At 71.5% G+C, this 26,654-nt stretch carries 22 protein-coding genes; 5 read left to right on the forward strand and 17 right to left on the reverse strand.

What is annotated here, in order from left to right; translation table 11 throughout:
- Positions 1-358: 358 nt before the first annotated feature.
- From ACWGJO_RS33080 to ACWGJO_RS33120, 9 genes are all read right to left on the reverse strand, one after another.
- Positions 359-1,882 carry a CoA-acylating methylmalonate-semialdehyde dehydrogenase gene (locus tag ACWGJO_RS33080; protein ID WP_359900672.1) on the reverse strand — a complete coding sequence of 508 codons (1,524 nt, stop codon included), beginning with the start codon at positions 1,880-1,882 and terminating at the stop codon, positions 359-361.
- 224 nt (positions 1,883-2,106) lie between these two features.
- Positions 2,107-2,880: a nucleotidyl transferase AbiEii/AbiGii toxin family protein gene (locus ACWGJO_RS33085; protein ID WP_452189434.1), complete on the reverse strand. Its 774-nt coding sequence runs from the start codon at positions 2,878-2,880 to the stop codon at positions 2,107-2,109.
- A 114-nt stretch (positions 2,881-2,994) separates the two neighbouring features.
- Positions 2,995-3,429 (reverse strand): bifunctional DNA primase/polymerase, encoded by a 435-nt coding sequence (locus tag ACWGJO_RS33090; RefSeq protein ID WP_452189436.1) that lies wholly within the window; start codon positions 3,427-3,429, stop codon positions 2,995-2,997.
- 134 nt (positions 3,430-3,563) lie between these two features.
- Positions 3,564-4,958, reverse strand: a complete 1,395-nt coding sequence (locus ACWGJO_RS33095; RefSeq protein ID WP_452189438.1) for an NAD(P)/FAD-dependent oxidoreductase — start codon at positions 4,956-4,958, stop codon at positions 3,564-3,566.
- A gap of 62 nt (positions 4,959-5,020) precedes the next feature.
- Positions 5,021-5,824 (reverse strand): ABC transporter permease, encoded by an 804-nt coding sequence (locus tag ACWGJO_RS33100; protein ID WP_359900660.1) that lies wholly within the window; start codon positions 5,822-5,824, stop codon positions 5,021-5,023.
- Positions 5,824-6,768: an ABC transporter permease gene (locus ACWGJO_RS33105; protein WP_380552081.1), complete on the reverse strand. Its 945-nt coding sequence runs from the start codon at positions 6,766-6,768 to the stop codon at positions 5,824-5,826. The genes ACWGJO_RS33100 and ACWGJO_RS33105 overlap by 1 nt, the downstream gene beginning before the upstream one ends.
- Positions 6,765-7,907 (reverse strand): ABC transporter ATP-binding protein, encoded by a 1,143-nt coding sequence (locus ACWGJO_RS33110; protein ID WP_452189439.1) that lies wholly within the window; start codon positions 7,905-7,907, stop codon positions 6,765-6,767. Before ACWGJO_RS33110 ends, ACWGJO_RS33105 begins: the two co-directional genes overlap by 4 nt.
- Positions 7,908-7,947: 40 nt before the next feature.
- Positions 7,948-9,198: a polyamine ABC transporter substrate-binding protein gene (locus ACWGJO_RS33115; RefSeq protein ID WP_387693716.1), complete on the reverse strand. Its 1,251-nt coding sequence runs from the start codon at positions 9,196-9,198 to the stop codon at positions 7,948-7,950.
- A 55-nt stretch (positions 9,199-9,253) separates the two neighbouring features.
- A complete protein-coding gene (locus ACWGJO_RS33120) occupies positions 9,254-10,765 on the reverse strand; it encodes a gamma-aminobutyraldehyde dehydrogenase (RefSeq protein WP_452189441.1) in 1,512 nt (503 codons plus the stop codon).
- Positions 10,766-11,017: 252 nt separating this feature from the next.
- Between ACWGJO_RS33120 and ACWGJO_RS33125 the strand changes: the two genes are divergently transcribed.
- Positions 11,018-12,670: a PucR family transcriptional regulator gene (locus tag ACWGJO_RS33125; protein WP_387693714.1), complete on the forward strand. Its 1,653-nt coding sequence runs from the start codon at positions 11,018-11,020 to the stop codon at positions 12,668-12,670.
- A gap of 37 nt (positions 12,671-12,707) precedes the next feature.
- Here the strand turns inward: ACWGJO_RS33125 and ACWGJO_RS33130 are convergent, their stop codons facing one another.
- The 3 genes from ACWGJO_RS33130 to ACWGJO_RS33140 all read right to left on the reverse strand — a co-directional run bounded on the left by ACWGJO_RS33130 (position 12,708) and on the right by ACWGJO_RS33140 (position 17,022).
- The gene (locus tag ACWGJO_RS33130) at positions 12,708-13,925 is read right to left on the reverse strand and encodes a polyamine ABC transporter substrate-binding protein (RefSeq protein ID WP_452189443.1); all 1,218 of its coding nucleotides are present in this window, start codon (positions 13,923-13,925) and stop codon (positions 12,708-12,710) included.
- Between the two features lie 67 nt (positions 13,926-13,992).
- Positions 13,993-15,351, reverse strand: coding sequence for an aminotransferase class III-fold pyridoxal phosphate-dependent enzyme (locus ACWGJO_RS33135; RefSeq protein WP_452189446.1), 1,359 nt, complete (start codon positions 15,349-15,351; stop codon positions 13,993-13,995).
- A gap of 225 nt (positions 15,352-15,576) precedes the next feature.
- Positions 15,577-17,022: a gamma-aminobutyraldehyde dehydrogenase gene (locus tag ACWGJO_RS33140; RefSeq protein WP_452189447.1), complete on the reverse strand. Its 1,446-nt coding sequence runs from the start codon at positions 17,020-17,022 to the stop codon at positions 15,577-15,579.
- A 298-nt stretch (positions 17,023-17,320) separates the two neighbouring features.
- On the opposite strand from ACWGJO_RS33140, the gene ACWGJO_RS33145 reads away from it, so the two are divergent.
- The 4 genes from ACWGJO_RS33145 to ACWGJO_RS33160 all read left to right on the forward strand — a co-directional run bounded on the left by ACWGJO_RS33145 (position 17,321) and on the right by ACWGJO_RS33160 (position 21,337).
- Entirely contained in the window at positions 17,321-17,794 is a 474-nt protein-coding gene (locus tag ACWGJO_RS33145; protein ID WP_030243538.1) for an Lrp/AsnC family transcriptional regulator, read from the forward strand.
- Complete coding sequence (locus tag ACWGJO_RS33150) at positions 17,791-19,185, forward strand: aspartate aminotransferase family protein (protein WP_359900638.1); 1,395 nt, start codon at positions 17,791-17,793, stop codon at positions 19,183-19,185. The genes ACWGJO_RS33145 and ACWGJO_RS33150 overlap by 4 nt, the downstream gene beginning before the upstream one ends.
- A gap of 235 nt (positions 19,186-19,420) precedes the next feature.
- Positions 19,421-20,176, forward strand: a complete 756-nt coding sequence (locus tag ACWGJO_RS33155; RefSeq protein WP_452189449.1) for an ABC transporter ATP-binding protein — start codon at positions 19,421-19,423, stop codon at positions 20,174-20,176.
- 9 nt (positions 20,177-20,185) lie between these two features.
- Entirely contained in the window at positions 20,186-21,337 is a 1,152-nt protein-coding gene (locus ACWGJO_RS33160; RefSeq protein WP_452189451.1) for a hypothetical protein, read from the forward strand.
- A 19-nt stretch (positions 21,338-21,356) separates the two neighbouring features.
- On the opposite strand, the gene rlmN is transcribed toward ACWGJO_RS33160, so the two are convergent.
- The 5 genes from rlmN to tsf form a co-directional block, all read right to left on the reverse strand.
- Positions 21,357-22,457, reverse strand: coding sequence for a 23S rRNA (adenine(2503)-C(2))-methyltransferase RlmN (gene rlmN / locus ACWGJO_RS33165; protein WP_452189453.1), 1,101 nt, complete (start codon positions 22,455-22,457; stop codon positions 21,357-21,359).
- Positions 22,458-22,539: 82 nt separating this feature from the next.
- A complete protein-coding gene (locus ACWGJO_RS33170; protein WP_452189455.1) occupies positions 22,540-23,769 on the reverse strand; it encodes a phosphatidate cytidylyltransferase in 1,230 nt (409 codons plus the stop codon).
- Positions 23,770-24,050: 281 nt separating this feature from the next.
- The gene (gene frr / locus ACWGJO_RS33175) at positions 24,051-24,608 is read right to left on the reverse strand and encodes a ribosome recycling factor (protein WP_359900627.1); all 558 of its coding nucleotides are present in this window, start codon (positions 24,606-24,608) and stop codon (positions 24,051-24,053) included.
- Between the two features lie 98 nt (positions 24,609-24,706).
- The gene (gene pyrH, locus ACWGJO_RS33180; RefSeq protein WP_329929692.1) at positions 24,707-25,471 is read right to left on the reverse strand and encodes a UMP kinase; all 765 of its coding nucleotides are present in this window, start codon (positions 25,469-25,471) and stop codon (positions 24,707-24,709) included.
- A 261-nt stretch (positions 25,472-25,732) separates the two neighbouring features.
- The gene (gene tsf, locus ACWGJO_RS33185; RefSeq protein ID WP_401048732.1) at positions 25,733-26,572 is read right to left on the reverse strand and encodes a translation elongation factor Ts; all 840 of its coding nucleotides are present in this window, start codon (positions 26,570-26,572) and stop codon (positions 25,733-25,735) included.
- Positions 26,573-26,654 lie beyond the last annotated feature (82 nt).

A 26,654-nucleotide genomic window follows, 5' to 3' on the forward strand; every position in this document is an offset into this window, starting at 1 on the left:
AACTCGCCGGTGTCTTCCGGGGCTTGACGCCCTGTCCGACGTTTCAAACTCTAGCCGATCCCCGCTCCGAAAAGCGAATCCGACCGCAACCCAATAAAATGCGCACGCCGAATAAGCGCCAGGTCGGGACGCGAAAAGCGAAACGACCGGCACGAACCGAGAAGTGGTGTTTCAAAGGATTGGCCGCTCCGGGACCGTCCGCGCAGACGCGTGTCCGGTGCTCCCAGCCAGGCAGCTCGAAGAACTGTACGCGCTTCGGCGGTGGGATGCAAACGTCGTGCAAAGACCGCCGGCCGGACCCCGGGGGGGAGGGGTCCGACCGGCGGAGCTGTGCGGCTCAGCTGTTGGAGCGGGCGGCTCAGCTGTTGGTGGGGAAGCCCAGGTTAATGCCGCCGTGCGACGGGTCCAGCCAGCGCTGGGTCACGGCCTTGCCCCGGGTGAAGAACTGGACGCCGTCCGGGCCGTACGCGTGGGTGTCGCCGAACAGCGAGGCCTTCCAGCCGCCGAAGGAGTAGTAGGCGACCGGCACCGGGATCGGCACGTTGATGCCGACCATGCCGACCTCCACCTCGAACTGGAAGCGCCGGGCCGCGCCGCCGTCGTTGGTGAAGAGGGCGGTGCCGTTGCCGTACGGGTTGGCGTTGATCAGCGCCAGGCCCTCCTCGTACGAGTCGACGCGCACGACCGACAGGACCGGGCCGAAGATCTCGTCGTTGTAGACGGACATGCCGGGCTTCACGTGGTCGAACAGCGTGGGGCCGAGCCAGAAGCCGTCGGCCGTCGGGGAGCCGTTGCGGTCCTCGGCGGTGACCGGGTGCTTGCGGCCGTCCACGGCGAGCTCGGCGCCGTCGGCGACGCCGGACTCCACGTAGGAGGTGACCTTGTCCCGGTGCTGGCCGGTGACCAGCGGGCCCATCTCGGAGTCGCCGTTGCAGCCCGGGCCGACCTTCAGGGTGGCGATCCGCTGCTTGATCTTCTCGACCAGCTCGTCGCCGATCGGGTCGACCGCGACCAGCACGGACACCGCCATGCAGCGCTCGCCGGCCGCGCCGAAGCCGGCGTTGACGGCGGCGTCGGCGGCGAGGTCGAGGTCGGCGTCCGGCAGGACCAGCATGTGGTTCTTGGCGCCGCCCAGGGCCTGCACGCGCTTGCCGTAGCGGGTGCCGGTCTCGTAGACGTAGCGGGCGATCGGGGTGGAGCCGACGAAGCTGACCGACTTGACGTCCGGGTGCTCCAGCAGGCGGTCGACGGCCACCTTGTCGCCGTGCACGACGTTGAAGACGCCGTCCGGCAGGCCGGCCTCCTTCCACAGCTCGGCGAGGAAGTTGGCGGCGGACGGGTCCTTCTCCGAGGGCTTCACCACGACGGTGTTGCCGGCCGCGATGGCGATCGGGAAGAACCACATCGGCACCATGGCCGGGAAGTTGAACGGCGAGATGATCGCGACCGGGCCGAGCGGCTGGCGGATCGAGTAGACGTCGACACCGGTCGAGGCCTGCTCGGTGAAGCCGCCCTTGATCAGCTGCGGGATGCCGCAGGCGTACTCCACGACCTCCAGGCCGCGGGCGATCTCGCCCAGCGCGTCGGAGTGCACCTTGCCGTGCTCCGCCACGATGATCGAGGCCAGCTCGTCGCGGCGGGCGTTCAGCAGCTCGCGGAAGGCGAAGAGCACCGTCGTCCGCTTCGCGATCGAGGCGTTGCGCCACTCGGTGAAGGCTGCGGCGGCGGCGGCCACCGCCTGGTCGACCTCGGCGATCCCGGCGAAGTCGACCTGGCCGGCGACCTGGCCGGTGGCCGGGTCGAAGATCTCACCCCTACGGGGGGCCGCACCGGCGGTGGCGACCGGCTTGCCGCTGATCCAGTGAATGATGTGCTTGCTCAAGGTCCGTCTGCCTCCGAAGTCCCGGGCGGCGTCCTGCCACCGGTCCGGTCTGGCGCCGCCCGCATGGGCCGGGCGCCGGGAAATCACGGGGCTACCGCGTTCGCCTTCCAGTCTGGTGGCCATTTCGGTCCTGCTCAACGAACAGGCTGACGGGGATCCTGGATTCAGCCTTACAGGTCGTCCGGTCGCTCGGCCGAACGGGCGGCTCCGCCGGGCCGGGGGCCTCAGAGCTCCCCGTCCTCCGGTTCCTCCAGGTACGGGTCGTGCAGGCCGTCCGCCGCTTCCCGGGTCTCCAGCAGGTCCAGTCGCAGGTCCTGGGCCCAGGCGAGCGCCCATCGTTTCCGCCCGTCGACCTCCGCGGCCGGAACGCCCCGGGCGCGGAACCGGCCGTCCGCCGCGTCAGCGAGCGTCTCCAGTCGGTCGGCCAGTGCCGTGGGCTGGAAGTCCGGGTCCAACTCCCCTGCCAGTGCGATCAGTTCGCCCTCGCGGTAGCAACGGGTGAGGGCGTGGACGTCGATCAGGTCGCGCGGCATGCCCCGGTCCACGAGGAGCGCGGTGGTCAGCGCGGCCGCGTCCTCCAGGGCGACGACCGGCAGCACCACCGGCGGCTCGTCCGGCCCGGGCGCACCGAGGTCGAGGCGGACGGGGCGGTGGCCCAGCGGCTCCTTGCGCAGTTCCACCGAGTGCGAGCGCCCGCCGAGCGCCAGCCGGACGGTGAGCTGCTCCAGCCGCGGTGTGCCCGGCCGCTCGACGGCCTCCCCGCCCGCCGCCCGGTACGCCTCGCGCAGCGCGGCGGCCACCTCCGGCAGGTCGGCGCCGCCGGTGGCCAGGGTCAGCCCGTCCTGCGGGCAGGCCGCGACGCCGTGGGCGCGCAGCGCGTGCCCGCCTGCCAGCGCGAGGCCGTACCGGTCGCAGACGGGTGCTGCCGAGGCGGCCAGGCGCAGCTGGGCGGGGCCCGGGCGGAGGGACGCGTCGACGGCGTGCGGGACGGTGGTCACGCCTCCAGTCTGACGCGGCCGACCGCGCGGCGCGCCACCGCCGCCGGGCGCCCCCGGCACCCCGGGGTGCCGGGGCTCCTCCGGGTGCGCCACCACAGCCGGGCCCCGGAGGGCTCACCAGCCGATGAGCCTCGCCGCCGCCTCGTGCAGGGCGAGCTCCAGCAGCATCGGGTCGTTGAGCCGCCCGGAGCCGTCGGGCGGGACCAGCCAGCGCACGCCGCCCCGACTGCTGCGCCCGGGGGGCGGCACGACGATCCAGGTGCCCTCCCCCGCACCCCGCACACCGGTGCCGATCCAGCGGGCCGCCGTGCCGACGGGCACCAGGAAGCTGACCTGCTCGCCCCCGAAGTCGGTGAGGACCGGGCCGCGGGTGCGCGGGTCCGTGATCTCCAGGGCCGGGTGCCCGAGCCGCCCGGGGACGGAGAGGACGTCCCAGCGTCGGCCGGCCGGCAGCAGCACCAGGCCCGGCCCGGTGCGCTCCCACTGCTCCCGGAAGGACTCCGGGTCCGGTGCCGCCTGGGCGAGCCAGCGCAGTCCGGTGGTCTCCATGTCGTGTCCCCGCTTCTTGCCGTTCGTACTGTTCGGAGACGGCGGGAGGAACGGGACCCGCCGTCACCAAGGAGAGGCGGACGGCGGGTCCCGATTACACGACTATGGGGTGCCCGGTTGGCGGCGATCGTGGTTCAGCTGTCGAAGCCGAGCCCCAGCCGGTCGAGGGTGCGCAGCCAGAGGTTGCGGTGGCCGCCGGTGCGGTCCGCCCGCTCCAGCGACCGGGTGGTGAGTTCGATCCCGGCCCAGCGCACCGGTTCGGGCGGGAACGGCAGCGGCTTGCTGCGCACCATGTCCAGGGAGGTGCGCTCGGTGCGCTCGCCGGCGAGCAGGTCGAGCATCACCTCGGCGCCGAAGCGGGTCGCGCCGACGCCGAGCCCGGTGTAGCCGACCGCGTAGGCGACCTTGCCGCGGTACCCGGTGTCGAAGAACGCCGAGAACCGGCTGCAGGTGTCGATGGCGCCGCCCCAGGCGTTGGTGAAGCGCAGGCCCTCCAGCTGCGGGAAGCAGCGGAAGAAGTTGTTGGCCAGGGTGCGGAAGGTCTCCGGCCGCTGGTCGTACTCGTGCCGGACGTGGCCGCCGAAGTGGTAGACCGCGTCGTAGCCGCCCCAGAGGATCCGGTTGTCGGCGGAGAGCCGGAAGTAGTGGAACTTGTTGGCGCTGTCGCCGAGGCCCTGCCGCCCGCGCCAGCCGATCGAGGCGAGCTGCTCGTCGTCGAGCGGCTCGGTCATCAGGGCGTAGTCGTACACCGGGACGATGTACGGGCGGACCCGCTTGAGCAGCGACGGGAAGACGTTGGTGCCGAGGGCGACCTTGCGGGCGAAGACCCGGCCGTACGGGGTACGGACGGCCATGCCGCTGCCGTGCTCCCGCAGGTCGGTGGCCCGGGTGTGCTCGAAGATCCGCACGCCCTGGCCCAGGCAGGCGTCCTTGAGGCCCCAGGCGAGCTTGGCGGGGTGGACCATCGCCACGCCGTCCTTGTCCCAGAGGCCGCCGAGGAAGGTCGGCGAGTTCACCTCGGCGCGCAGCTGGTCGGCGTCCAGGACGGTGATGTCGAAGCCGTACCGGGCGACCGCCTCGGCGATCTCGTGGAGCTCCTCGACCTGGTGGGGCTGGGTGGCGACGTCGATCTCGCCGGTGCGCTCCCATTCGGCGTCGATGCCGTAGCGCTTGAGGGTGGCCTCGATGCCGTCGAGGTTGGCGGCACCGAGGCGTTCCAGCTGGGCCAGTTCGGACGGCCAGCGGTCCAGGCCGTTGCCGAAGCCGTGGGTGAGGCTGGCCGCGCAGAATCCGCCGTTGCGCCCGGACGCGGCCCACCCGACCTCGTTGCCCTCGACCAGTACGACGTCCAGCGAGGGGTCGCGTTCCTTGGCGATGAGGGCGGTCCACAGGCCGGAGTAGCCGCCGCCGACGACCAGCAGGTCGCAGGTCGTGTCGCCGACCAGGGCGGGCAGCGCCGCCGGCCGGCCGGGATCCTCCAGCCAGAAGGGGGTGGGCCTGGCGTCACTGAGTGCGCGGGCGGAATCCATGCATTATCAGCCACTTTCTACGAATAGATGACGTATGACGTGCCACCGCTACCGACCGTACGTCAGGCGGTGGCCTTCCGGCGGTTGCCCAGCCACTGGCCGACGACGGTCAGCACCACGGCGGCGAGGAACATCGCGGTGCCGATGACGTTCACCTGCACGGGGATGCCGCGCTGCGAGGCGCCCCAGACGAACATCGGGAAGGTGACCGTGGTCGGCCCCGAGTTGAACTGGGTGATGATGAAGTCGTCGAAGGAGAGCGCGAAGCTGAGCAGCGCGCCCGCCGCGATGCCGGGCGCCGCCAGCGGCAGGGTGACCCTCAGGAAGGTCTGGGTGGGGGTCGCGTAGAGGTCCTGGGCGGCCTGTTCGAGCCTCGGGTCCATGCTCATCACGCGCGCCTTGACCGCCGTCACCACGAAGCTGAGGCAGAACATGATGTGCGCGATGAGGATGGTGGTGAAGCCGAACGGGATGCGCATGTTGAGGAAGAGCGTCCCGAGCGAAGCGGCCATGACCACCTCGGGCATGGCCATCGGCAGGAAGATCATCGCGGTGGTGGCCGAGCGGCCGCGGAAGCGGTAGCGGGCCAGTGCGAAGGCGACCATGGTGCCGAGCACGGTGGCGCCGATGGTGGCGAGCACCGCGATCTGCAGGCTGAGCGAGAGCGACTGGCACATGTCGGCCACGCCGCAGGGGTTGGTCCAGGCGTCGGTGGAGAACTCGTTCCACTCGTAGTTGAACTTGCCCACCGGCTTGTTGAACGAGAAGGCGAGCACGACCAGGTTGGGCAGCACCAGGTAGGCGAGGGCCAGCAGGCCGGCCAGCACCACCAGGCGGGCGCGGATCCATGTGAATATCCGGGACATCAGACCAGATCCTCCGTCCCGGCCTTGCGCATGTAGACCGTCACCATGCCCAGGATCAGGGCCATCAGGATGAAGCTCAGCGCGGCCGCCGTGGGGTAGTCGAGCACGTTCAGGAACTGCTTCTGGATGCCGTTGCCGACCATCTGCTCGCTCGGCGAGCCCAGCAGCTGGGCATTGATGTAGTCGCCGGAGGCCGGGATGAAGGTCAGCAGGGTGCCCGCGACCACGCCCGGCAGCGAGATCGGGAAGGTGACCTTGCGGAAGGTGGTGAACGGCCGGGCGTAGAGGTCGCCGGCCGCCTCGTGCAGGCGCGGGTCGATCCGCTCCAGCGAGGTGTACAGCGGCAGGATCATGAACGGCAGGAAGTTGTAGGTCAGGCCGCAGACCACCGCGAGCGGCGTGGCCAGCACCCGGTCGCCGTCGGTGAGGCCGAGCAGGTTGGTGACGTCCAGGACGTGCAGCGCGTTCAGCGCGCCGACCACCGGGCCGCCGTCGGACAGGATGGTCTTCCAGGCCAGCGTGCGGATCAGGAAGCTGGTGAAGAACGGCGCGATGACCAGGATCAGGATGACGTTGCGCCAGCGCTTGCTCGCCTTGAAGGCGATCGTGTACGCGAGCGGGTAGCCGACGGCCAGGCAGAGCACGGTGGCGACGGCGGCGTAGGAGAACGAGCGCAGGAAGTGCCACTTGTACTCGACCAGGGCGTCCCAGTAGGTCGAGAAGTGCCAGGTGACCTTGAAGCCCTCTTCGAGGGAGCCGGTCTGCAGCGAGGTCGACCCCTGGTAGAGCATCGGGACGGCGAAGAAGATCACCAGCCAGGCGATGCCGGGCAGCAGCAGCCAGTACGGGGTGAGCTTGCGCTTCGGCCTGCGCTCCGCCGGTTGCGGGGAGCCGCCGTCGGGGGGTATCGCCCGGGACGGCGCGGCCGGGGTGGTGGCGGTCATGCGGCCTCCTCCCCGGTGCCCGCGTCGATCGCCTGTGCGGCGTCCAGGGCGAAGGAGTGCGCCGGGTTCCAGTGCAGCTGGACGGCGGCGCCGGGGACGATGCGGGCGTCGCGCTCCATGTTCTGCTCGAAGACGGTGACCTCCTGGCCGCCGTCGGTGCGCACCACGTACTGGGTGGAGACGCCGATGAAGCTGGAGTCGAGCACCGTGCCGGCCAGCCGGTTGCGGCCGTCGGCGACCTGCTCGGAGGCGTGGGTGATGGTGATCTTCTCCGGGCGCACGCCCAGGTGGACGCGCTTGGCGTCGGTGGTGCAGCGCGCCTTCGGCACGGCGAGGCGGGCGCCGGCCGCGCTGAGCAGCAGGTCACCGCCCTCGGTACCGGTGACCTCGGCGGGCAGCAGGTTGGACTGGCCGAGGAAGTTGGCCACGAAGGTGGTGGCGGGGTTCTCGTACAGCTCGGCGGGGGCGCCCAGCTGCTCGACCCGGCCGCCGTTCATCACCGCGATGGTGTCGGCCATGGTCATGGCTTCCTCCTGGTCGTGGGTGACGTGCACGAAGGTGATGCCGACCTCGGTCTGGATCCGCTTGAGCTCCAGCTGCATCTGGCGGCGGAGCTTGAGGTCGAGCGCGCCGAGCGGCTCGTCCAGGAGCAGCACCTGCGGGTGGTTGATCAGCGCGCGGGCGACCGCGACGCGCTGCTGCTGGCCGCCGGAGAGCTGGTGCGGCTTGCGCCGGGCGTACTGGCCGAGCTCGACCAGCTCCAGCATCTCGTCGACCTGCTTCCTGACGTCCTTCCTGCCGCGCCGGCGCAGGCCGAAGGCGACGTTCTCGAAGATGTCCAGGTGCGGGAAGAGCGCGTAGCTCTGGAAGACGGTGTTCACCGGCCGCTTGTACGGGGGCAGGGCGGTGACGTCCTGGCCGCCGATCAGGACGGTGCCGCTGGTGGGCTCCTCCAGGCCGGCGATCATGCGCAGGGTGGTGGTCTTGCCGCAGCCGGAGGCGCCGAGCAGGGCGAAGAAGGAGCCCTGGGGGACGGTCAGGTCGAGCGGGTGGACGGCGGTGAAGGAGCCGTAGGTCTTGCCGATTCCGGTGAGCCGGACGTCGCCGCCGACGGCCGCGTCGCGCTGCTGGTCTGTCATGGGGTGGTGTCTTCCTGGGATTCTCTGCCGGGAGGTGGGGTCAGGCGCCGATGAGCTTCGAGAACTTCTGCTCGAAGTCGCTCTCCTCGCTCTCGGAGAGCGTGCGGAACACGTGCGCCTTGACCGCCATCTCGGGGGTGGGTACGACCAGCGGGTTGGCCGCGGTGTCCGGGGCGATGCCGGCGAGCTCGTCCTTCATCCCGGTGACGGCGGAGACGAATCCGATGCCCGCGACCAGCTGCGCCGCGATCTTCGGCTGATAGTAGAAGTCGATCAGCTTCTCCGCGTTCGCCTTGTGCCGGGCCTTGGCCGGAACCAGCATGTTGTCGGTCGAGGCGATGTAGCCCTTCTCCGGGATGACGAACCCGATGTCCGGGTTGTCGGCCTGCAGCTGGATCAGGTCGCCGCCCCAGGCGATGCAGGCCGCGATGTCGCCGGCGGAGAGCTCCTGGCCGTAGTCGTTGCCGGTGAAGCGGCGGATCTGCTTGCTGTCGACGGCCTTCTGCAGCCGGGCGACCGCGCCGTCGTAGTCGTCGGCGGTGAACCTCGCGGTGTCCTTGCCCTGGTCCAGCAGGACCATCCCGATGCTGTCGCGCATCTCGGACAGGAAGGTCACCCGGCCCTTGAGGTCGGGGTCGTCCAGCAGCTGGGAGACGCTGGTGACCTCCTTGCCCCTGGTCGCCTTCCGGTTGTACGCGACGACGGTCTGGATGCCGGCCCACGGGTAGGAGTAGAGCCGCCCCGGGTCCCAGTCCGGGGCGCGGAAGCGCGCCTCGATGTTGGTGATCGCGGTGGTGACGTTCGCCGGGTTGAGCTTCTGCGCCCAGCCGAGCCGGATCAGCCGGGCCGCCATCCAGTCGGTGAGCACCATCAGGTCGCGGCCGGTGTCCTGGCCCGAGGCGAGCTGCGGCTTGACCTTCCCGAAGAACTCGACGTTGTCGTTGACGTCCTCGTTGTACTTGACCTTGATCCCGGTGGCCTCGGTGAAGGCGTCCAGGGTGCCGTGCTTCTCCTTGTCCTTCTCGTCCGTGTCCACGTACAGCGGCCAGTTGGAGAAGGCGACCTCCTTCTGCGACCCCGAGAGGTCCTCGGCGGCGTTCGCGGTCGAGTCACCCGTCGCCCGGGGGGCCGCCGGGATGCCGCAGGCCGCCAGGGTGCCCGCCCCGGCGGTCAGCGCGGCGGCGCGCAGCAGGGTGCGGCGGCCGAGCGCGGCCCGGCCGCTGGTCAGACTGCGTTCCCAGGCCCTGCGGACCGGTTCGGGCAGACCGTCGGTGAGCTCGTTGAACGCCATGGAACGGGCCTCCTGGGGGGAGATGGGGTGTGGGGGCACCCGCTTGGGCCGGGGGTTATCTGTCTCCGAAGACGGTGCGGTGCCAGTCCTTGCGGGCCACCGCGGTGGTGTCGAACATGACGTGCTTCACCTGGGTGTACTCGTCCAGCGAGTACTGGGACATGTCCTTGCCGTAGCCGGACGCCTTGTAGCCGCCGTGCGGCATCTCGCTGATGATCGGGATGTGGTCGTTGACCCAGACGCAGCCGGCCGCGATCTCCCGGGTGGCGCGCAGCGAGCGGTGCACGTTGCTCGTCCAGGCGGAGGCGGCCAGCCCGTACGGGGTGTCGTTGGCCAGCCGCAGGCCCTCGTCGTCACCGTCGAAGGGCAGCACGACCAGCACCGGGCCGAAGACCTCGCCCTGCACGACCTCGCTGTCCTGGGCCGCGCCGGTGATCAGGGTGGGCGGGTAGTACGCGCCCCGGGTGAGGTCGTGGCCGTCGTGGCCCCGCTCCGGGACCCGGCCGCCGGTGACCACGGTGGCGTACGAGCGGGCGCGCTCCACGAAGCCGGCCACCCGGTCGCGGTGGGCGTACGAGACCAGCGGGCCGAGGTCGGTGCGCGGGTTCAGCGGGTCACCGATCCGGATCGCCGCGAACAGCTCGGCCACCCCGGCCGTGAAGGCGTCGTACAGCGGGCGCTGGACGTAGGCGCGGGTGGCCGCCGTGCAGTCCTGGCCGGCGTTGATCAGCGAGGCCGCGACCGCTCCGTGCACCGCGGCGTCCAGGTCCGCGTCGTCGAAGACCACGAACGGGGCCTTGCCGCCGAGCTCCAGGTGGGTGCGCTTGACGCTCGCGGTGGCGATCTCGGCGACCCTCCTGCCGACGCCGGTGGAGCCGGTGAAGGAGACCATCGCGACGTCCGGGTGCCCGACCAGGTGCTCGCCCGCGGTGCGCCCGGCGCCGGTGACCACGTTGACCACGCCGTCCGGAATGCCCGCCTCGGTGCAGGCCCGGGCGAACATCAGCGAGGTCAGCGGGGTCAGCTCGGCCGGCTTGAGCACGATGGTGTTGCCCGCGGCGATCGCCGGGAGGATCTTCCAGGCGGCCATCTGCAGCGGGTAGTTCCACGGCGAGATCGAGCCGACCACGCCGACCGCCTCGCGCCGCACGTAGGAGGTGTGGTCGCCGGAGTACTCGCCGGCCGCCTTGCCCTCCAGGTTGCGGGCGGCGCCGGCGAAGAAGGCGGCGTTGTCGACGGTGCCGGGCACGTCGAACTCGGTGGCCAGCTTGACCGGCTTGCCGGTCTGCGCCGTCTCCACCCGGGCCAGGTCGTCGGCCGCCCCGGCCAGGACGGCGGCCAGCCGGGTGAGCGCCTCGGAGCGCGCGCCCGGGGTGGCCGAGGACCAGCCGGGCAGGGCGGCCCTGGCGGCGGCGACCGCGGTGTCCACGTCCTCGGCGGTGGCCAGCGCGACCTGCTCGACCACGCTGCCGTCGGCGGGGTTGACGACCTGGAAGGGGTCTCCGCTCCCCCGGGTCAGGCGGCCCGCGATGTACTGCGCGCCCGGGCCGAAGTCGGTCAGGTCCATCTGGTTCCTCCAAGTGCCGTGGTTCGACCGCTGCGGGGTCACGCGTCCGCGGTGGGGGTCTGCGGTCCCGCTGACCTTGCCTGCTGCGGGGTTGGGGTGACAAGGGTCACTTCGACAACCTCGACACGAAGGGCCTTACAGGGTGCAAGGGTGAGGGCAGGGCAACACCTCGTCGGGGGGATGGATGATTTACCTGACACTCTGATCACCCGGAGCCCCCGCTCCGGTCCCCACCGGCCCCGGAGGCCCGCGATGCTCCCCACCGTCGCCCGAGTCCTCGACCTGGACGTGATGCGGCGCGGCCTGCCCCAGGTGGTGGCCGGCGCCGACCACCTGGAGCGGCCGGTCCGCTGGGTCCACGTCAGCGAGCTGCCCGACGTCGCCGGGATGCTCCGCGGCGGCGAGCTGGTGCTGACCACCGGCATCGCCCTGCCCGAGGACCGCGAGGGCCTGGCCCGCTACGTGCGCGAACTGGACGAGGTCGGGGTGGCCGGCCTGGTCGTCGAGTTCGGGCGGCGTTACTTCGACTCGCTCCCCCGCGCCCTGGTCAACGCCGCCGAACAGCGCGGCCTGCCACTGATCACGCTCCGCCGCGAACTGCGCTTCGTCGCCGTCACCGAGGCCGTGCACGCCCTGGTGGTCAACGCCCAGCTGGAGCAGCTGAGGATCTCCGAGTCCGTCCACCAGGTCTTCAACGAGCTCGTGGTGGAGGGCGCCGAAGCGCCCGAGGTGATCCGCCAGGTGGCCCGGATGGCCGGCGCCCCGGTCGTCCTGGAGAACCTGGCCCACCAGGTGCTCGCCCACGACACCGCCGGGCGCCCGGAGGCCGAGGTGCTGGAGGACTGGGAGCGCCGCTCGCGCGGGGTCCGCCCCGCCGGACGCACCGGCCACGACCCGCGCAGCGGCTGGCTGGTCACCGCCGTCGGCGCCCGCGGCCAGGACTGGGGCCGGCTGGTGCTGGTGCAGGAGCCCGGCCCGCTGCCCGAGGGCGAGGCCCACCCCCACGCCATGCTGCTGGAACGCGGCGCCTCCGCGCTGGCGCTCAACCGGCTGGTGGTGCGCGACCGGGAGAGCCTGGAGCGGCAGACCCACCGCACCCTGCTGTCCGGCATCCTCACCCACGCCCTGACCGTCTCCGAGGCGGCGCTGCGCGCCCAGGCCCTCGGCGTTCCGCTGGAGGGCCGCCGGCTGGTCGGCGTGGTGCTGCGGCAGCGGCGCGGACCGATCCCGGCCGCGCTGGAGGCCCAGGCCCGGCTGCGCGACTTCACCGAGCTGGCCGCCGGCGCGGTCCGGGCCTGCCGGCTGACCGCCCTGGTCGGCGCGCTGGACGACGAGGCCGTCGGCCTGCTGGTCGCGCTCGGCACCCAGCAGGATGAGCACGCCGCGCTGGACGCCCTGTCGGCCGCGCTGCGCCGGATGTCCGCAGAGGCCGGACGGGACGGCGGCGACCCGGCGGGCCCGGTGGTCGCCGTCGGCTCCTCGGTCGGCTCGGTGCGCGACGCCCGGCGCACCCTGCTGGAAGCCACCCAGGTCGCCGACGCCGCCCTGCACGACGCGCCCGGCGGCCGCAGCTCCTCCTACTACCGGCTGCCGGACGTCCGACTGCGCGGCCTGCTCCACCTGCTGCGCGACGACGCCCGGCTGCAGACGTACGTGGAGCGGGAGCTGGGCCCGCTGCTGGCCCACGACGCCGAGCACAACGGCCAGTTGGTGCAGATGCTGCGGATCTACCTGGAGCAGGGCCGCAACAAGTCGGCCGCGGCGGACGCGGCGCACCTGTCCCGGCCGTCCTTCTACGACCGGCTGCACAAGGTCGAGCGGATCCTCGGCGTCGACCTCGACCAGGTGGAGTCCTGCCTCTCCCTGCACGTGGCGCTGCTCGCGCTGGACGCCGTCCGGCGCTGAGCGGGGCGCGCGCCGGGGCGGCGCCGGGCCCCGCGCGTCACACCCCGGTGATGCGTCCCCAGACCTTGTGCAGCTCGGGCCGCTCGGCCGAGGTGACGTCGCGCATGGTGTGCAGCCGGGCCCGCATCTCCTCGGTCGGGAACACCAGAGGGTTCTCGGCGAGTTCGGCCTTCTCCTTGTCGCCGCTGGCCGCCAGCACTTCGCGGGCGGCCGGCACCGGGCAGATGTACTGGACGAACGCGGCGAGTTCGGCCGCCACCTCGGGCTGGTAGTAGTAGTCGATCAGCAGCTCGGCGTTGCGCTTGTGGGCGGCCCGGTTGGGGATCATCAGGCTCTCCGCCCACAGCTCGCCGCCCTCCTCCGGCACCACGAACTCGATGTCCGGGTTCTCGGCGGTCAGCTGGACGGCGTCGCCGGAGTAGGCCTGGCAGGCGAGCGCCGCACCCGAGGCGAGGTCGCTGGTGTAGTCGTTGCCGGTGAAGCGCCGGACGTGGCCGCTGTCGACCACCTTCTGCACCAGGTCCATCGCCTTGCGCGCGTCGTCGTCGCCGAACTTCGCGATGTCCGCGCCCTGGGAGAGCATCAGCAGCCCGAGTGCCTCGTCCAGCCCGGCGAACAGCGTGACCCGGCCCTTGAGGTCGGGCGCCCACAGGTCGGCGGTGGACCTGATCTCCCGGCCGAGCGCCTTGCGGTTGTAGGCGATGCCGGTGATCCCGGACTGCCAGGGCACGCTGCGCCTGCGCCCGGGGTCGAAGGCCGGGTCGGCGAGCTGCGGGTCCAGGTTGGCCGTGACGTTGGGCAGGTTGGCCCGGTCCATCGCCTGCACCCAACCCAGCGAGACGTACCGCCCGGCCATCCAGTCGCTGATCACCATCAGGTCCCGGCCGGGGGCGGCGCCCTGGGTGAGCACCGGGCTGATCTTGCCGAAGAACTCGTCGTTGTCGTTGATGTCCTCGGTGTAGCCGACCTCGATCCCGGTCTTCTCGACGAAGGCGTCCAGGGTCGGGCGCCCGCCCGCGTCGTCGGTGTCGATGTACTGGGTCCAGTTGGAGAAGGCGAGCCGCTTGTCGCTCTCCGAGCGGTCCGGTGCCGAGCGACGGTCCTCGGCCACGTACGCGGACGGGATGCCGCAGCCGGTCAGGGTGCCGGCGCCGAGCAGCGCGGCCCCGCCGAGCACGGAACGCCGGCGGATGCGTGCCGGCCCCTGCGGGCGGTCGGCGACGGAACGACGGGTCGGGGTGGTGCTGCTGGACATGAGCGGCCTTCCGGAGCGTGGGACGGCCCCGGGCACACGGGTGCTCGGGGCCGTCCTGGTAGGTACGTCAGACAGTGTGCGCGTCGGTGAGCGACAGCACCTCGTCCAGCACCGCGAGGCCGGTCTTGGCCTCCTCCTCGGTGACGGTGCACGGCGGGACGACGTGGAAGCGGTTCATGTTGACGAACGGCCAGAGCCCGCGCTGCTTGCAGGCGGCGGCCAGCTCGGCCATCGGCGCGTTGCCGGCGCCGGCCGCGTTGTAGGGCACCAGCGGCTCGCGGGTCTCCCGGTCCTTCACCAGGTCGAGCGCCCAGAACACGCCGAGGCCGCGGACCTCGCCGATCGACGGGTGCCGCTCGGCCAGCTCGCGCAGGCCGGGGCCGAGCACGTTCTCGCCGATGTGCCTGGCGTTCTCGACGATGCCCTCCTCCGCCATCGTGTTGATGGTCGCCACCGCCGAGGCGCAGGCCAGCGGGTGGCCGGAGTAGGTGAGCCCGCCGGGGAAGGCCCGCTCGGCGAAGGTGGCCGAGATCTCGGCGCTGATCGCCACGCCGCCCAGCGGCACGTAGCCCGAGTTGACGCCCTTGGCGAAGGTGAGCAGGTCCGGGGTGACGCCCCAGTGGTCGGCGGCGAACCACTCACCGGTGCGGCCGAAGCCGGCCATCACCTCGTCCAGGATGAACACGATCCCGTAGCGGTCGCAGATCTCCCGCACCCCGGCCAGGTAGCCCGCCGGCGGGACCAGGACGCCCGCGGTGCCGACCACGGTCTCCAGGATGACCGCCGCGACGGTGCCGGGCCCCTCGAACGCGATCACCTGCTCCAGGTGCTCCAGCGCGCGCTCGCACTCCTGCGCCTCGTTCTCGGCGTGGAAGTTGGAGCGGTACGGGTACGGCCCCCAGAAGTGCACCACGCCGGAGACGCCGCCCTCGTTGGGCCAGCGCCGCGGGTCGCCGGTGAGGGCGATCGCGTTGGCGGTGGCGCCGTGGTACGAGCGGTAGGTGGACAGCACCTTCTGCCGGCCGGTGTGCAGCCGGGCCAGCCGGATGGCGTTCTCGTTGGCCTCGGCGCCGCCGTTGGTGAAGAAGATCTTGTCCAGGTCACCGGGGGTGCGCTCGGCGATCAGCCGGGCGGCCTCGCTGCGCGACTCGACCGCGAAGCCGGGGGCGATGGTGCAGAGCTTCGCCGCCTGCTCCTGGATCGCGGCGACCACCCTCGGGTGCTGGTGACCGATGTTGGTGTTGACCAGCTGCGAGGAGAAGTCGAGGTAGCGGTTGCCGTCGTAGTCCCAGAAGTACGAGCCCTCGGCGCCGGCCACCGCGAGGGGGTCGATCAGTGCCTGGGCGGACCACGAGTGGAAGACGTGCGCGCGGTCGGCCGCCTTGACGGCCTGGCCGGCGGCTGAGTCAGCGGTGGGAATGCTCATGCCGGTAAGGCTAGGGCGGCCCGTCCCCGAAGGGCAGTTCCATCGTGTCAGCCGGTCGTGCCAACCGCCGACAGGATGCAAAGACACAGGGCCCGGGTCGAGAAGACCCGGGCCCATGGTCGGTTCAGCCGACTTTTGGCGATCAGATCAGATCGCGGTCATACAGCACCGACCGTCACGACCCGCTCAGATCGCGGTCATACAGCACCGACCGTCACGACCCGCTCAGATCGCGGTCATGACGTGCTTCACGCGGGTGTAGTCCTCGAAGCCGTACGCCGACAGGTCCTTGCCGTAGCCGGACTTCTTGAAGCCACCGTGCGGCATCTCGGCGACCAGCGGGATGTGGGTGTTGATCCAGACGCAGCCGAAGTCGAGGCGGCGCGACATCCGCATGGCGCGGGCGTGGTCCTTGGTCCACACCGAGGAGGCCAGCGCGAACTCGACGCCGTTGGCGTACGCGACGGCCTGGTCCTCGTCGGTGAACTTCTGCACGGTGATGACCGGGCCGAAGACCTCGTTCTGGATGATCTCGTCGTCCTGGTTCAGGCCGGAGACGACGGTCGGGGCGTAGAAGTAGCCCTTGTCGCCGACCCGGTGGCCACCGGCCTCGACCTTGGCGTGGGCGGGCAGCCGCTCGACGAAGCCGGAGACCTGCTTCAGCTGGTTGGCGTTGTTCAGCGGGCCGTACAGCACGTCCTCGTCGTCCACGCCGCCGGTCTTGGTCTCGGCCGCGGCCTTGGCCAGCGCCTCGACGAAGGCGTCGTGGATCGACTCGTGCACCAGCACGCGGGTGGCGGCGGTACAGTCCTGGCCGGCGTTGAAGTAGCCCGCGACCGAGATGCCCTCGACGGCCTCGGCGATGTCGGCGTCCTCGAAGACCACGACCGGGGCCTTGCCGCCCAGCTCCAGGTGGACGCGCTTGACGTCCTTGGAGGCGGACTCGGCGACCGAGATGCCGGCGCGCACCGAGCCGGTGATGGAGGCCATCGCCGGGGTCTTGTGCTCGACCATCAGCCTGCCGGTCTCGCGGTCGCCGCAGATGACGTTGAAGATGCCGGCCGGCAGCTCCAGCTCCTTGAGCACGCCGCCGATGATCTCGGCCAGCAGCACGGTGGAGGCCGGGGTGGTGTCGGAGGGCTTCAGCACGACGGTGTTGCCCGCGGCGATGGCCGGGGCGAACTTCCAGACGGCCATCATCATCGGGTAGTTCCACGGCGCGACCTGGGCGCAGACGCCGACCGGCTCGCGGCGGATGATCGAGGTCATCCCGTCCATGTACTCACCCGCGGCCTTGCCCTCCAGCATGCGGGCGGCGCCGGCGAAGAACCGGATCTGGTCCACCATCGGGCCGATCTCCTCGGAGAGGGTCAGCGCGCGGGGCTTGCCGGTGTTGCGCACCTCGGTGTCGACGATCTCGTCGGCGCGGGCCTCGACCGCGTCGGCGATCTTGAGCAGCAGCTTCTGGCGGGTGCTGGGGGTGGCGTCGCGCCAGATCGGGAACGCGGCGTCGGCGGAGGCCATGGCGGCGTCGACGTCAGCGGCACCGGACAGCGGCGACGTCGCGTACACCTCGCCGGTGGTCGGGTCGACGATGTCGAGCGTGCGGCCGTCGGCCGCGTCGACGAACTCACCGTTGATGTAGTTGCGCAGCGCGCGAAGGTCGCTCACGGATCTCTCCTCGGTCTGGGCCTGCGGCATTGCAGATTCCGGCGCAATGGTACGTCGGCGGATCCGGCGTACGAAGGGTCCCGAGTGGCCGCGACCGGAGCGGCGCGGTCCACTGGTGGCGGTACGCGCAGCGGCCCTCGGGGTCGCGCGCGTACCGTGTCAGGGTAGCCGCACGACTGCCGGTATCGACAGGGCGAGCTCGCTTCAGCGATGAAATCCGCATGCGTTTTCCAAGATCACGACGAAATCAGCAGCTTCCACGCTTGCGAACACGGGAACGATCAGGCACAGTGGCCGCGTGGCCAACCGCGACCGGAACGCCAGCGTTCCCCTCGACGCCGCCTCCAAGGCGATCATCGAGCAACTCCAGGAGGACGGGCGCCGCCCGTACGCCGCCATCGGCAAGGCCGTCGGCCTGTCCGAGGCGGCCGTGCGGCAGCGCGTCCAGAAGCTGCTCGACCAGGGCGTGATGCAGATCGTCGCCGTCACGGACCCGCTCACCGTCGGCTTCACCCGCCAGGCGATGGTCGGAATCCGGGTCGAGGGCGACATCGAGCCCGTCGCCGACGCGTTGGCCGCCCTCGACGAGGTCGACTACGTCGTCTGCACCGCAGGCTCGTTCGACCTCCTGGCCGAACTGGTCTGCGAGGACGACGAGCACCTGCTCGAACTGATCAACAAGCGCATCCGCGCCCTTCCCGGCGTGCGGAGCACCGAGAGCTTCGTTTACCTGAAGCTCCGGAAACAGACCTACACCTGGGGCACCCGATGACAGCCGACCCGGCGCAGAAGGACCTTTCCAAGACCGCCTACGACCACCTGTGGATGCACTTCACCCGCATGTCGTCGTACGAGAACTCCCCCGTGCCGACGATCGTCAAGGGCGAGGGCACCTACGTCTGGGACGACAAGGGACGCAAGTACCTCGACGGCCTCGCCGGCCTGTTCGTCGTCCAGGCCGGCCACGGCCGTGAGGAGCTCGCCGAGGCCGCCGCCAAGCAGGCCAAGGAGCTCGCCTTCTTCCCGGTGTGGAGCTACGCCCACCCGAAGGCCGTCGAGCTGGCCGAGCGCCTGGCCAACTACGCCCCGGGCGACCTGAACAAGGTCTTCTTCTCCACCGGTGGCGGCGAGGCCGTCGAGACCGCCTGGAAGCTCGCCAAGCAGTACTTCAAGCTGACCGGCAAGCCGACCAAGTACAAGGTCATCTCGCGCGCCGTCGCCTACCACGGCACCCCGCAGGGCGCCCTGTCCATCACCGGCCTGCCGGGCCTGAAGGCCCCGTTCGAGCCGCTGGTGCCGGGCACCCACAAGGCCCCGAACACCAACATCTACCGCGCCCCCGCCTTCCTCGAGGGCCCCGACGGCACGGTCGACCCCGAGGCCTACGGCCGCTGGTGCGCCGACGAGATCGAGGTGGCCATCCTCAACGAGGGCGCCGAGACCGTCGCCGCCGTCTTCGTCGAGCCGGTGCAGAACGCCGGTGGCTGCTTCCCGCCGCCGCCCGGGTACTTCCAGCGCCTGCGCGAGATCTGCGACCGCCACGACGTGCTGCTGGTCTCGGACGAGGTCATCTGCGCCTTCGGCCGCCTGGGCACCATGTTCGGCGCCGACAAGTTCGGCTACCAGCCCGACATGATCACCTGCGCCAAGGGCATGACCTCGGGCTACTCCCCGATCGGCGCCACGATCATCTCGGACCGCCTCGCCGAGCCGTTCTACAAGGGTGACAACACCTTCCTTCACGGCTACACCTTCGGCGGCCACCCGGTCTCCTCCGCGGTGGCGCTGGCCAACCTCGACATCTTCGAGCGCGAGGGCCTGAACCAGCGCGTCCTCGACAACGAGGCCGCCTTCCTGGGCACCCTGAACAAGCTGCGCGACCTGCCGATCGTCGGCGACGTCCGCGGCAACGGGTACTTCTACGGCATCGAGCTCGTCAAGGACAAGGTCACCAAGGAGTCGTTCAACGACGACGAGGTGGAGCGCGTGCTCTACGGCTTCCTGTCGAAGGCCCTCTTCGACAACGGCCTGTACTGCCGCGCCGACGACCGTGGCGACCCGGTCATCCAGCTGGCCCCGCCGCTGATCTCCGACCAGTCGACCTTCGACGAGATCGAGCAGATCCTGCGGACCAGCCTCACCGACGCGTGGGCGAAGATCTGATCCCCTGAGCCTTCTTCCCCACCCTCCGCCGAAGGGTGGCCCCGCTCCCCGCGGGGCCGCCCTTCGGCGTGCCCGGCCCGGTTTCCCACCCCCGGAACATCACAGTCGTACGACCAAACATGCCTGAATGCGGGTGATTTGCCCGTGATGGACCAGAGCGCCGCCACCGCGACCAGCCCCCGTCGTTCTAATCTGACGACTGTCATATCCCTGCGGCCACCCAGGATGGATCCTCATGTCAGCGGCACCGCCTGACAACGACGTGCTGTGGGCCCGAGGGATCGTCAAGTCCCATGACGGCAGCCCCGCCCTGCGCGGCATCTCGATCGGCGTCCGCGAGGGCGAGGTGCTCGCCGTCACCGGCCCGCGCGGCTCCGGCAAGAGCACCCTGCTCGGCTGCCTCTCCGCGCAGCTCCCGGTCGACGAGGGGGAGGTCTGGTTCAACAGCGCCCCCGTGCACACCCTCGCCCGGGCCGGCCGCGAACGGCTGCGCCGCGACCGCTTCGGCTTCGTCGGCTCCGAGCCCCACCTGGTGCCCGAACTGACCGCCCGGGAGAACGTCGCGCTGCCGCTGCTGCTCGCCGGGGCCGGCAACAAGGCCGCCTACACCGCCGCCGACGAGTGGCTGGAACGCCTCGACGTCGGCGACTGCGCCCGGCTGCGGCCCGAGCGCCTGGTCCAGAGCCAGCGCCAGCGGGTCGCCGTCGCCCGCGCCCTGGCCCCGCTGCCGCCCGTCGTCTTCGCCGACGACCCCACCGCCCCACTGCACCGCGAGGCCGCCGACCAGGTCATGCGGATACTGACCAGCGCGGCCCGGTCCCACCAGCTCACCCTCGTCCTGGCCACCCACGACCCCGAGCTCGTCCGGTTCGCGGACCGCGCCGTCGCCCTCGTCGACGGACGGCTCGCCGCCCCCGCCGCGCCCGTCCCCCGCGGCATCGCCGCCCCCGGGGCCGCCGGAGCGCCCGCCGTCACGGCCACCCGCCGCTGAAGGGTCGACGTGTTCTATCTCCGTCTGGCCCGGGGCTACCGGGTGCCCGACCTCGGCCGCTGGCTGCTCACCGCAGCGGCCGCCGCCGTGGTCGCCGCCTTCCTGCTGCGCTCCCTCGGCCGGGCGATGAGCGAGCAGACCGGCGGCGCCGACCCACTGGTCCGGCTGCTCTGGTGCCTGCCCCCGCTCGCCGCCCTCGCCTGGTTCGCGGCCGTCGCCGCCCGCGCGGTGCCAGCCCGCCGGCCCGAGCGGATCGCCGGCCTCACCGCCGCCGGGGCCGGCTCCCGCCGCATCCGGACGCTGATCGCCGGCGAGGTCGCACTCGCCTGCACCCTCGGCAGCGTGCTGACCCTGCTGCTCTTCCTGGTGCTGCGCAACGACGTCGCCGGACCCGCGCTCGCCGCCGACCTCGGCATGGGCGTGCCGCTGCCGCCCGCCGCGCCCCTCGCCCTGCTCGCCCTGGTCCCGCTCACCGCCGCCGGCGCCGCCGCCGGCGCGGTCTCCGTCACCGACACCCTGCCCGGCGGCCGCACCCCCGCCGCGACCGGCTTCGGCGTCTGGCGGATCGCCCTGGCGACCGGGCTGGGCGTGATCGGCGCCGCGCTCGAACTCATCGCCCTGCGGCCCGGAGCCGCCGTCGACGGCCGTCCGATCCACCTGCCCGCCGGGCTCGGCTCCACCAGCACCGCCGCCCTCTTCGGCTGGGCCGCCAGCGCGCTCGGCCTCGCGCTGCTCACCGGCCCGCTGCTGGCCTGGGCCGGACGGCTGCTCGCCGTCGGGCGGCCCACCCCGCTGCGGCTGCTGGCCGGGCGCGGCCTCACCGCCCAGGCCCGCCGGCTCGGCGCGCCGCTGGCCGTGCTCACCCTCGCCGTCGCGCTGGTGCTCACCACCGTCCGCTACTGGATCGGCACGCCCGACAGCGCCGACGCGCTGCCCGCCGTCGAGGCCTGCCTGGTCCTCGGCTGCGCCGCCGCCGCGGTGGTCAACCGGCTCGCCGAGGTCCGCACCGACCGACGCGGGGTCACCCACGCGCTGCTGCGCCTCGGCACCTCGCCCCGACTGCTGTTCGGCGCGGTCGCGCTGCGCACCCTCGCGGTGGGCAGCACGCTGCTGCTGACCGGCGGGGCGACCGCCGCACTGGCGGCCGCCGGACTCCGGTAGCGGTCTCCCGGAACGGGCCTCAGCCCGCCGCGGCGAGCTGGCCGCAGGCGCCGTCGATCTCCTGGCCGCGGGTGTCGCGGACGGTCGTCGGCACGCCGTGCGACTGGAGGCGGCGGACGAACTCGCGCTCGTCCTCCGGCCGGGAGGCCGTCCACTTGGACCCGGGGGTCGGGTTCAACGGGATCAGGTTGACGTGCACCCGGCGATTCTTGATCAGCCGGCCGAGCAGGTCCGCCCGCCAGGCCTGGTCGTTGATGTCCTTGATCAGCGCGTACTCGATGGAGATCCGGCGGCCGGACTTCTCCGCGTAGTTCCACGCCGCGTCCAGCACCTCGGCGACCTTCCAGCGGGTGTTCACCGGCACCAGCTCGTCGCGCAGCTCGTCGTCCGGGGCGTGCAGCGACAGCGCCAGACGGCAGCTGAGGCCCTCGTCGGCGAAGCGGTGCATCGCCGGGACGAGACCGACGGTCGAGACCGTGATGCCGCGCTGGGACAGGCCGAAGCCGTCCGGCGCCGGGTCGGTCAGCCGGCGGATCGAGGCCAGCACCCGGTTGTAGTTGGCCAGCGGCTCGCCCATGCCCATGAAGACCACGTTGGACAGCCGCGCCTCGCCGCCCGGGATCTCCCCGGTCCTGAGCGCGCGCATCCCGGCGGCGATCTGCTCGACGATCTCGGCGGTGGACAGGTTGCGGGTCAGACCGGCCTGGCCGGTGGCGCAGAACGGGCAGTTCATGCCGCAGCCGGCCTGCGAACTGATGCACATGGTGACCCGGTCCGGGTAGCGCATCAGCACGGACTCCACGAGCGTGCCGTCGAAGAGCTTCCAGAGCGTCTTGCGGGTGGCGTCGTCGTCGCAGGAGACGTGCCGGACCACCGACATCAGCTCGGGCAGCAGGCTCCCGGTGAGCTTCTCCCGGCTGGCGGCGGGGATGTCCGTCCAGCTCGCCGGGTCGTTCGACATCCGGCCGAAGTAGTGGTTGGAGAGCTGCTTGGCGCGGAACGGCTGCTCGCCCAGCTCGGCGACGGCCTCCTTGCGCTCGGCGGGGCTCAGGTCGGCGAGGTGTCGCGGGGGCTTTGCGCCGCGCGGCGCGACAAAGGTGAGTTCTCCGGGCTTAGGCATGGTTGTTCCAGTGTCGCAGACGCGCGAGGGCCCCGGACGCCAGGCGTCCGGGGCCCTCCCTGGTACGTCTCGTACGCGCCGGTCAGCTGCCGACGAACGCGGCCAGCAGCAGCCAGACCACCGGGGCGGTCGGCAGGAGCGAGTCCAGCCGGTCCATGATGCCGCCGTGGCCGGGCAGCAGCGTGCCCATGTCCTTGATCCCGAGGTCCCGCTTGATCATCGACTCGCCCAGGTCGCCCAGGGTCGCGGTGACCGCCGCGCAGCCGCCCAGGATCAGGCCCTGCCACCAGCTGCCGCCGTCGATCATCAGCTGCATCAGCAGGGCGCCCGCCAGCATCGACAGCGCGATGCCGCCGGCCAGGCCCTCGCGGGTCTTGCCCGGGCTGATCGTCGGGGCCAGCTTGGTCTTCCCGAACTTGTAGCCCACCGCGTACGCGCCGGTGTCGCTGCAGATCGTCACGATCAGGAAGAGCACGATCCGCTGGGGGCCGTCGTCGGCCGCCAGCATCATCGCCACGAAGGTGGCCAGGAACGGCACGTAGAAGGCCGTGAACACGCCTGCCGTTATGTCCCGCAGGTAGTCCTCCGGCGGCTCGGCCATCCGCCAGACCATCACCGCCAGCCCGGTCAGCGCCAACGCGGCGGCCGCCCACTGGATGCCGGACCAGTAACCGGTGGCGACCATGGCGACGCCGCCCACGACCAGCGGGATCAGCGGCGCCTTGATCTGCTTGCGCTCGGAGAGCCGGCTGGTCAGCTCCCAGACGCCGACCGCAACTGCGGCCATCACGACGACCAGGAACAGCGCCTTCACCACGAACAGCGAGGCGACGATCACCGCACCCAGGCCGACGCCCACGCCTATGGCGGCCTGGAGATTACGGCCACCGCGCTGCTTGCGCGGCTGCGGCTGCGGCTGCGGGGCGGACTGGGCGGCCACGGGTGTCTCCTGCCCTGGGTGGGACGACGGCACGAAGTGGGGCTGCCCGGCCGCCAAGTGGTTCGCCGGCGGCGCGGGATGCACCGGTGCCCCCGGGTGCGGCGGGGTACCGCGGCCGGGGGCGGGAGGGACGTCGTCGGATATCGCGCGCAGCACGACCGTCTCCGTCACGCCCGGCGTCGCCGGCTCGGGCTGATCCTCCCGGAACAGCGGGCCGTTCAGCCGGCCGGACTCCCTGCCCTGCCCCTCGGCGGGCCCGGCCGGGCCAACGGTGGCGGGCCCGCCGTGGGCCGGGGACCGACCGTGGACGGCGGACCGGCCGTGGACGGGCGCGCCGGGCGGCGGACCGGGCTCGGCCGGCACGGGAGGCATGACCTGAGTCTCCTCCGCGTCGCCGCCCCAGTACACCGGAGGCTGCTGCGACTGATCCGAACGGAGGCCCGGCGCCCCGTGGGCGACGCCCGGCACACCCGGGGGCACGGCGTGGCCGCCCGGGTGGCCGGGGTATCCCTGGGCCGGCGCCGGCTGCGCGCCGTACCCCGGCACCGGATGGGCCGGGGTACGGGCGGCCTGCGGGTGCGGCGCCGGGCGGTAGGGCTGGAACTGCTGGTCGGACGGGCCCCAGTAGCCGGGGGCGTCAGGGGCGTCGTTCATCAGACCTCGAGCAGCTCGGCTTCCTTGTGCTTCAGCAGCTCGTCGACCTGGGCCACGTACTTGGCCGTGGTGTCGTCGAGCTCCTTCTCGGCGCGGCGGCCGTCGTCCTCGCCGACCTCGCCGTCCTTCACCAGCTTGTCGATGGCGTCCTTGGCCTTGCGGCGCACCGCGCGGATCGACACCTTGGCGTCCTCGCCCTTGGTGCGGGCGATCTTGATGAACTCCCGGCGGCGCTCCTCGGTCAGCTCGGGCAGCACCACGCGGATGATCGAACCGTCGTTGGACGGGTTGACGCCCAGGTCGGAGTCGCGGATCGCCTGCTCGATGGCCTTCAGCGCGGTCTTGTCGAACGGCGAGACGACCGCCATCCGCGGCTCCGGCACCGAGAAGGAGGCCAGCTGGTTGATCGGCGTCACGGCGCCGTAGTACTCCGCGACGATCTTGGCGAACATCGCCGGGTGCGCACGGCCGGTACGGATGGCCGCGAGGTCGTCCTTGGCGACGCCGACGGCCTTCTCCATCTTCTCCTCGGCCTCGAGGAGGGTCTCTTCGATCACTGTGGTCTCCCTGTCCGGTTCATCTGCTGTTGTCCCGACCGGTGTCGGCGCGGTGGCCGGTCCCGGCGTCGGCGCCGTCCAGTACGGCTGGTTGCTGCTCAGGCCCGGACAGAATCCTGGCTGATGAGTGTGCCGATCTTCTCACTCTTCACCGCGCGCGCGATATTGCCCTCCGCCAGCAGTTCGAAGACCAGCATCGGAAGGTTGTTGTCCTTGCACAGCGTGATCGCGGTGAGGTCGGCGACCTTGAGGTCGCGCGCGATGACCTCGGAGTACTCCAGCGCGTCGAACTTGACCGCGTCCGGGTTCGTCCGCGGGTCGGAGTCGTAGACGCCGTCCACGCCGTTCTTGCCCATCAGCAGGACGTCGGCGTGGATCTCCAGGGCGCGCTGGACGGCCGTGGTGTCGGTGGAGAAGTACGGCATGCCCATACCGGCACCGAAGATCACCACACGGCCCTTCTCCAGGTGCCGGACGGCCCGCAGCGGCAGGTACGGCTCGGCGACCTGGCCCATGGTGATGGCGGTCTGAACCCGGGTCTCGATGCCCTCCTTGACCAGGAAGTCCTGCAGCGCCAGGCAGTTCATGACGGTGCCGAGCATGCCCATGTAGTCGGAGCGGGCCCGATCCATGCCGCGGACCTGGAGCTCGGCGCCCCGGAAGAAGTTGCCGCCGCCGATGACCACCGCGACCTCGGTACCGGCACGGACGACGGTGGCGATCTCCCGGGCGATCGCGTGCACGACGTCCGGGTCGACGCCGAGCCCGCCGCCACCGGCGAAGGCTTCACCGGACAGCTTGAGCAGCACCCGGCGGCGCGAGCCGTCCCTGGGGTCCTGCGCGGTCTCCTGCGTCTCCTGCATGGACTTCTCCTTTTTGCACCTACTGGTCACAGGCGCGGGTGTGCGGATGCCCCGCCTGCGCGTACACGAGAGGAGGCCACTGCCGCGGGAACCGGTTCGGTGTCCTGCACGGCAATGGCCTCCTCGTCGTTCATGGTGCCGACGCGAGCCCGCCCGTTGGGGATAGGCGCGGGGTGAGCCCGTTCGGCGTTCCTCCCGCCCCGATCAGCGGGCGGGGGCGGTTCCCAGCGTAAAGGGGCCGGGGACCAGGTGGAACGTGGCTCAGGCGCCGACGCGGAAACGCGCGAAGCGCTTGAGGGTGACGCCGTTCTCCTCGAGGACCTTGGCGACGGTCTTCTTGTTGTCCTTCGCGAAGGCCTGCTCCAGGACGGAGAACTCCTTCACGAAGCCGGTGACGCGACCCTCGACGATCTTCGGCAGGGCGGCCTCCGGCTTGCCCTCCTCGCGAGCGGTGGCCTCGGCGACGCGGCGCTCGTTCTCGATGTCCTCGGCCGGGATGTCCTCGCGAGACAGGTACTTCGGGGCGAAGGCGGCGATGTGCTGCGCGACGTCCTTGGCGACCTCGGCGTTCTCCTTGTCCAGCTCGACCAGGACGCCGACGGCCGGCGGCAGGTCGGGGCTGGTCTTGTGCAGGTAGACCGCGACGAAGCCGTCACCGTCGAACTGGGCGAAGCGGCGGAAGACGATCTTCTCGCCCAGGGTCGCGTTGGCCTCGTCCACGAACTGCTGGACGGTCTTGCCGGCCTCGATCTCGGAGGCCAGGGCGGCGTCCAGGTCGGCCGGGGCGGTCTTGGCGACGTGGGCGGCGATGGCGTCGGCGACCTTGACGAAGTTGTCACCCTTGGCGACGAAGTCGGTCTCGCAGTTCAGCTCGACCAGGACGCCGGACTTCTTGTCCTCGGCGATCAGCGCGGCGACGGCGCCGTTGGAGGCGTCGCGGCCCTCGCGCTTGGCGACGCCCTTCTGGCCCTTGATGCGCAGGAACTCGACGGCCTTCTCGACGTTGCCCTCGGCCTCGTCCAGGGCCTTCTTGCAGTCCATCATGCCGGCGCCGGTGAGCTCACGGAGCTTCTTGACGTCCGCGGCGGTGAAGTTCGCCATGGTGTGAATCTCTTCTCGCGTCTCGCGTGTCTGCGTGGAGTAGCGCCGGGACCGAGGGTCCGGTCCCGGCGCGGGAGAGAGG

It is taken from the genome of Kitasatospora sp. NPDC054795, assembly GCF_053611565.1.

Coding starts and splice junctions, on each gene's coding strand:
- ACWGJO_RS33090 (WP_452189436.1), bottom strand. CDS start 3,429: ATGGAGACCACCGGACTGCGCTGGCTCGCCCAGGCGGCACCGGACCCG.
- ACWGJO_RS33095 (WP_452189438.1), bottom strand. CDS start 4,958: ATGGATTCCGCCCGCGCACTCAGTGACGCCAGGCCCACCCCCTTCTGG.
- ACWGJO_RS33100 (WP_359900660.1), bottom strand. CDS start 5,824: ATGTCCCGGATATTCACATGGATCCGCGCCCGCCTGGTGGTGCTGGCC.
- ACWGJO_RS33105 (WP_380552081.1), bottom strand. CDS start 6,768: ATGACCGCCACCACCCCGGCCGCGCCGTCCCGGGCGATACCCCCCGAC.
- ACWGJO_RS33110 (WP_452189439.1), bottom strand. CDS start 7,907: ATGACAGACCAGCAGCGCGACGCGGCCGTCGGCGGCGACGTCCGGCTC.
- ACWGJO_RS33115 (WP_387693716.1), bottom strand. CDS start 9,198: ATGGCGTTCAACGAGCTCACCGACGGTCTGCCCGAACCGGTCCGCAGG.
- ACWGJO_RS33120 (WP_452189441.1), bottom strand. CDS start 10,765: ATGGACCTGACCGACTTCGGCCCGGGCGCGCAGTACATCGCGGGCCGC.
- ACWGJO_RS33125 (WP_387693714.1), top strand. CDS start 11,018: ATGCTCCCCACCGTCGCCCGAGTCCTCGACCTGGACGTGATGCGGCGC.
- ACWGJO_RS33130 (WP_452189443.1), bottom strand. CDS start 13,925: ATGTCCAGCAGCACCACCCCGACCCGTCGTTCCGTCGCCGACCGCCCG.
- ACWGJO_RS33135 (WP_452189446.1), bottom strand. CDS start 15,351: ATGAGCATTCCCACCGCTGACTCAGCCGCCGGCCAGGCCGTCAAGGCG.
- ACWGJO_RS33150 (WP_359900638.1), top strand. CDS start 17,791: ATGACAGCCGACCCGGCGCAGAAGGACCTTTCCAAGACCGCCTACGAC.
- ACWGJO_RS33155 (WP_452189449.1), top strand. CDS start 19,421: ATGTCAGCGGCACCGCCTGACAACGACGTGCTGTGGGCCCGAGGGATC.
- rlmN (WP_452189453.1), bottom strand. CDS start 22,457: ATGCCTAAGCCCGGAGAACTCACCTTTGTCGCGCCGCGCGGCGCAAAG.
- ACWGJO_RS33170 (WP_452189455.1), bottom strand. CDS start 23,769: ATGCCTCCCGTGCCGGCCGAGCCCGGTCCGCCGCCCGGCGCGCCCGTC.
- pyrH (WP_329929692.1), bottom strand. CDS start 25,471: ATGCAGGAGACGCAGGAGACCGCGCAGGACCCCAGGGACGGCTCGCGC.
- tsf (WP_401048732.1), bottom strand. CDS start 26,572: ATGGCGAACTTCACCGCCGCGGACGTCAAGAAGCTCCGTGAGCTCACC.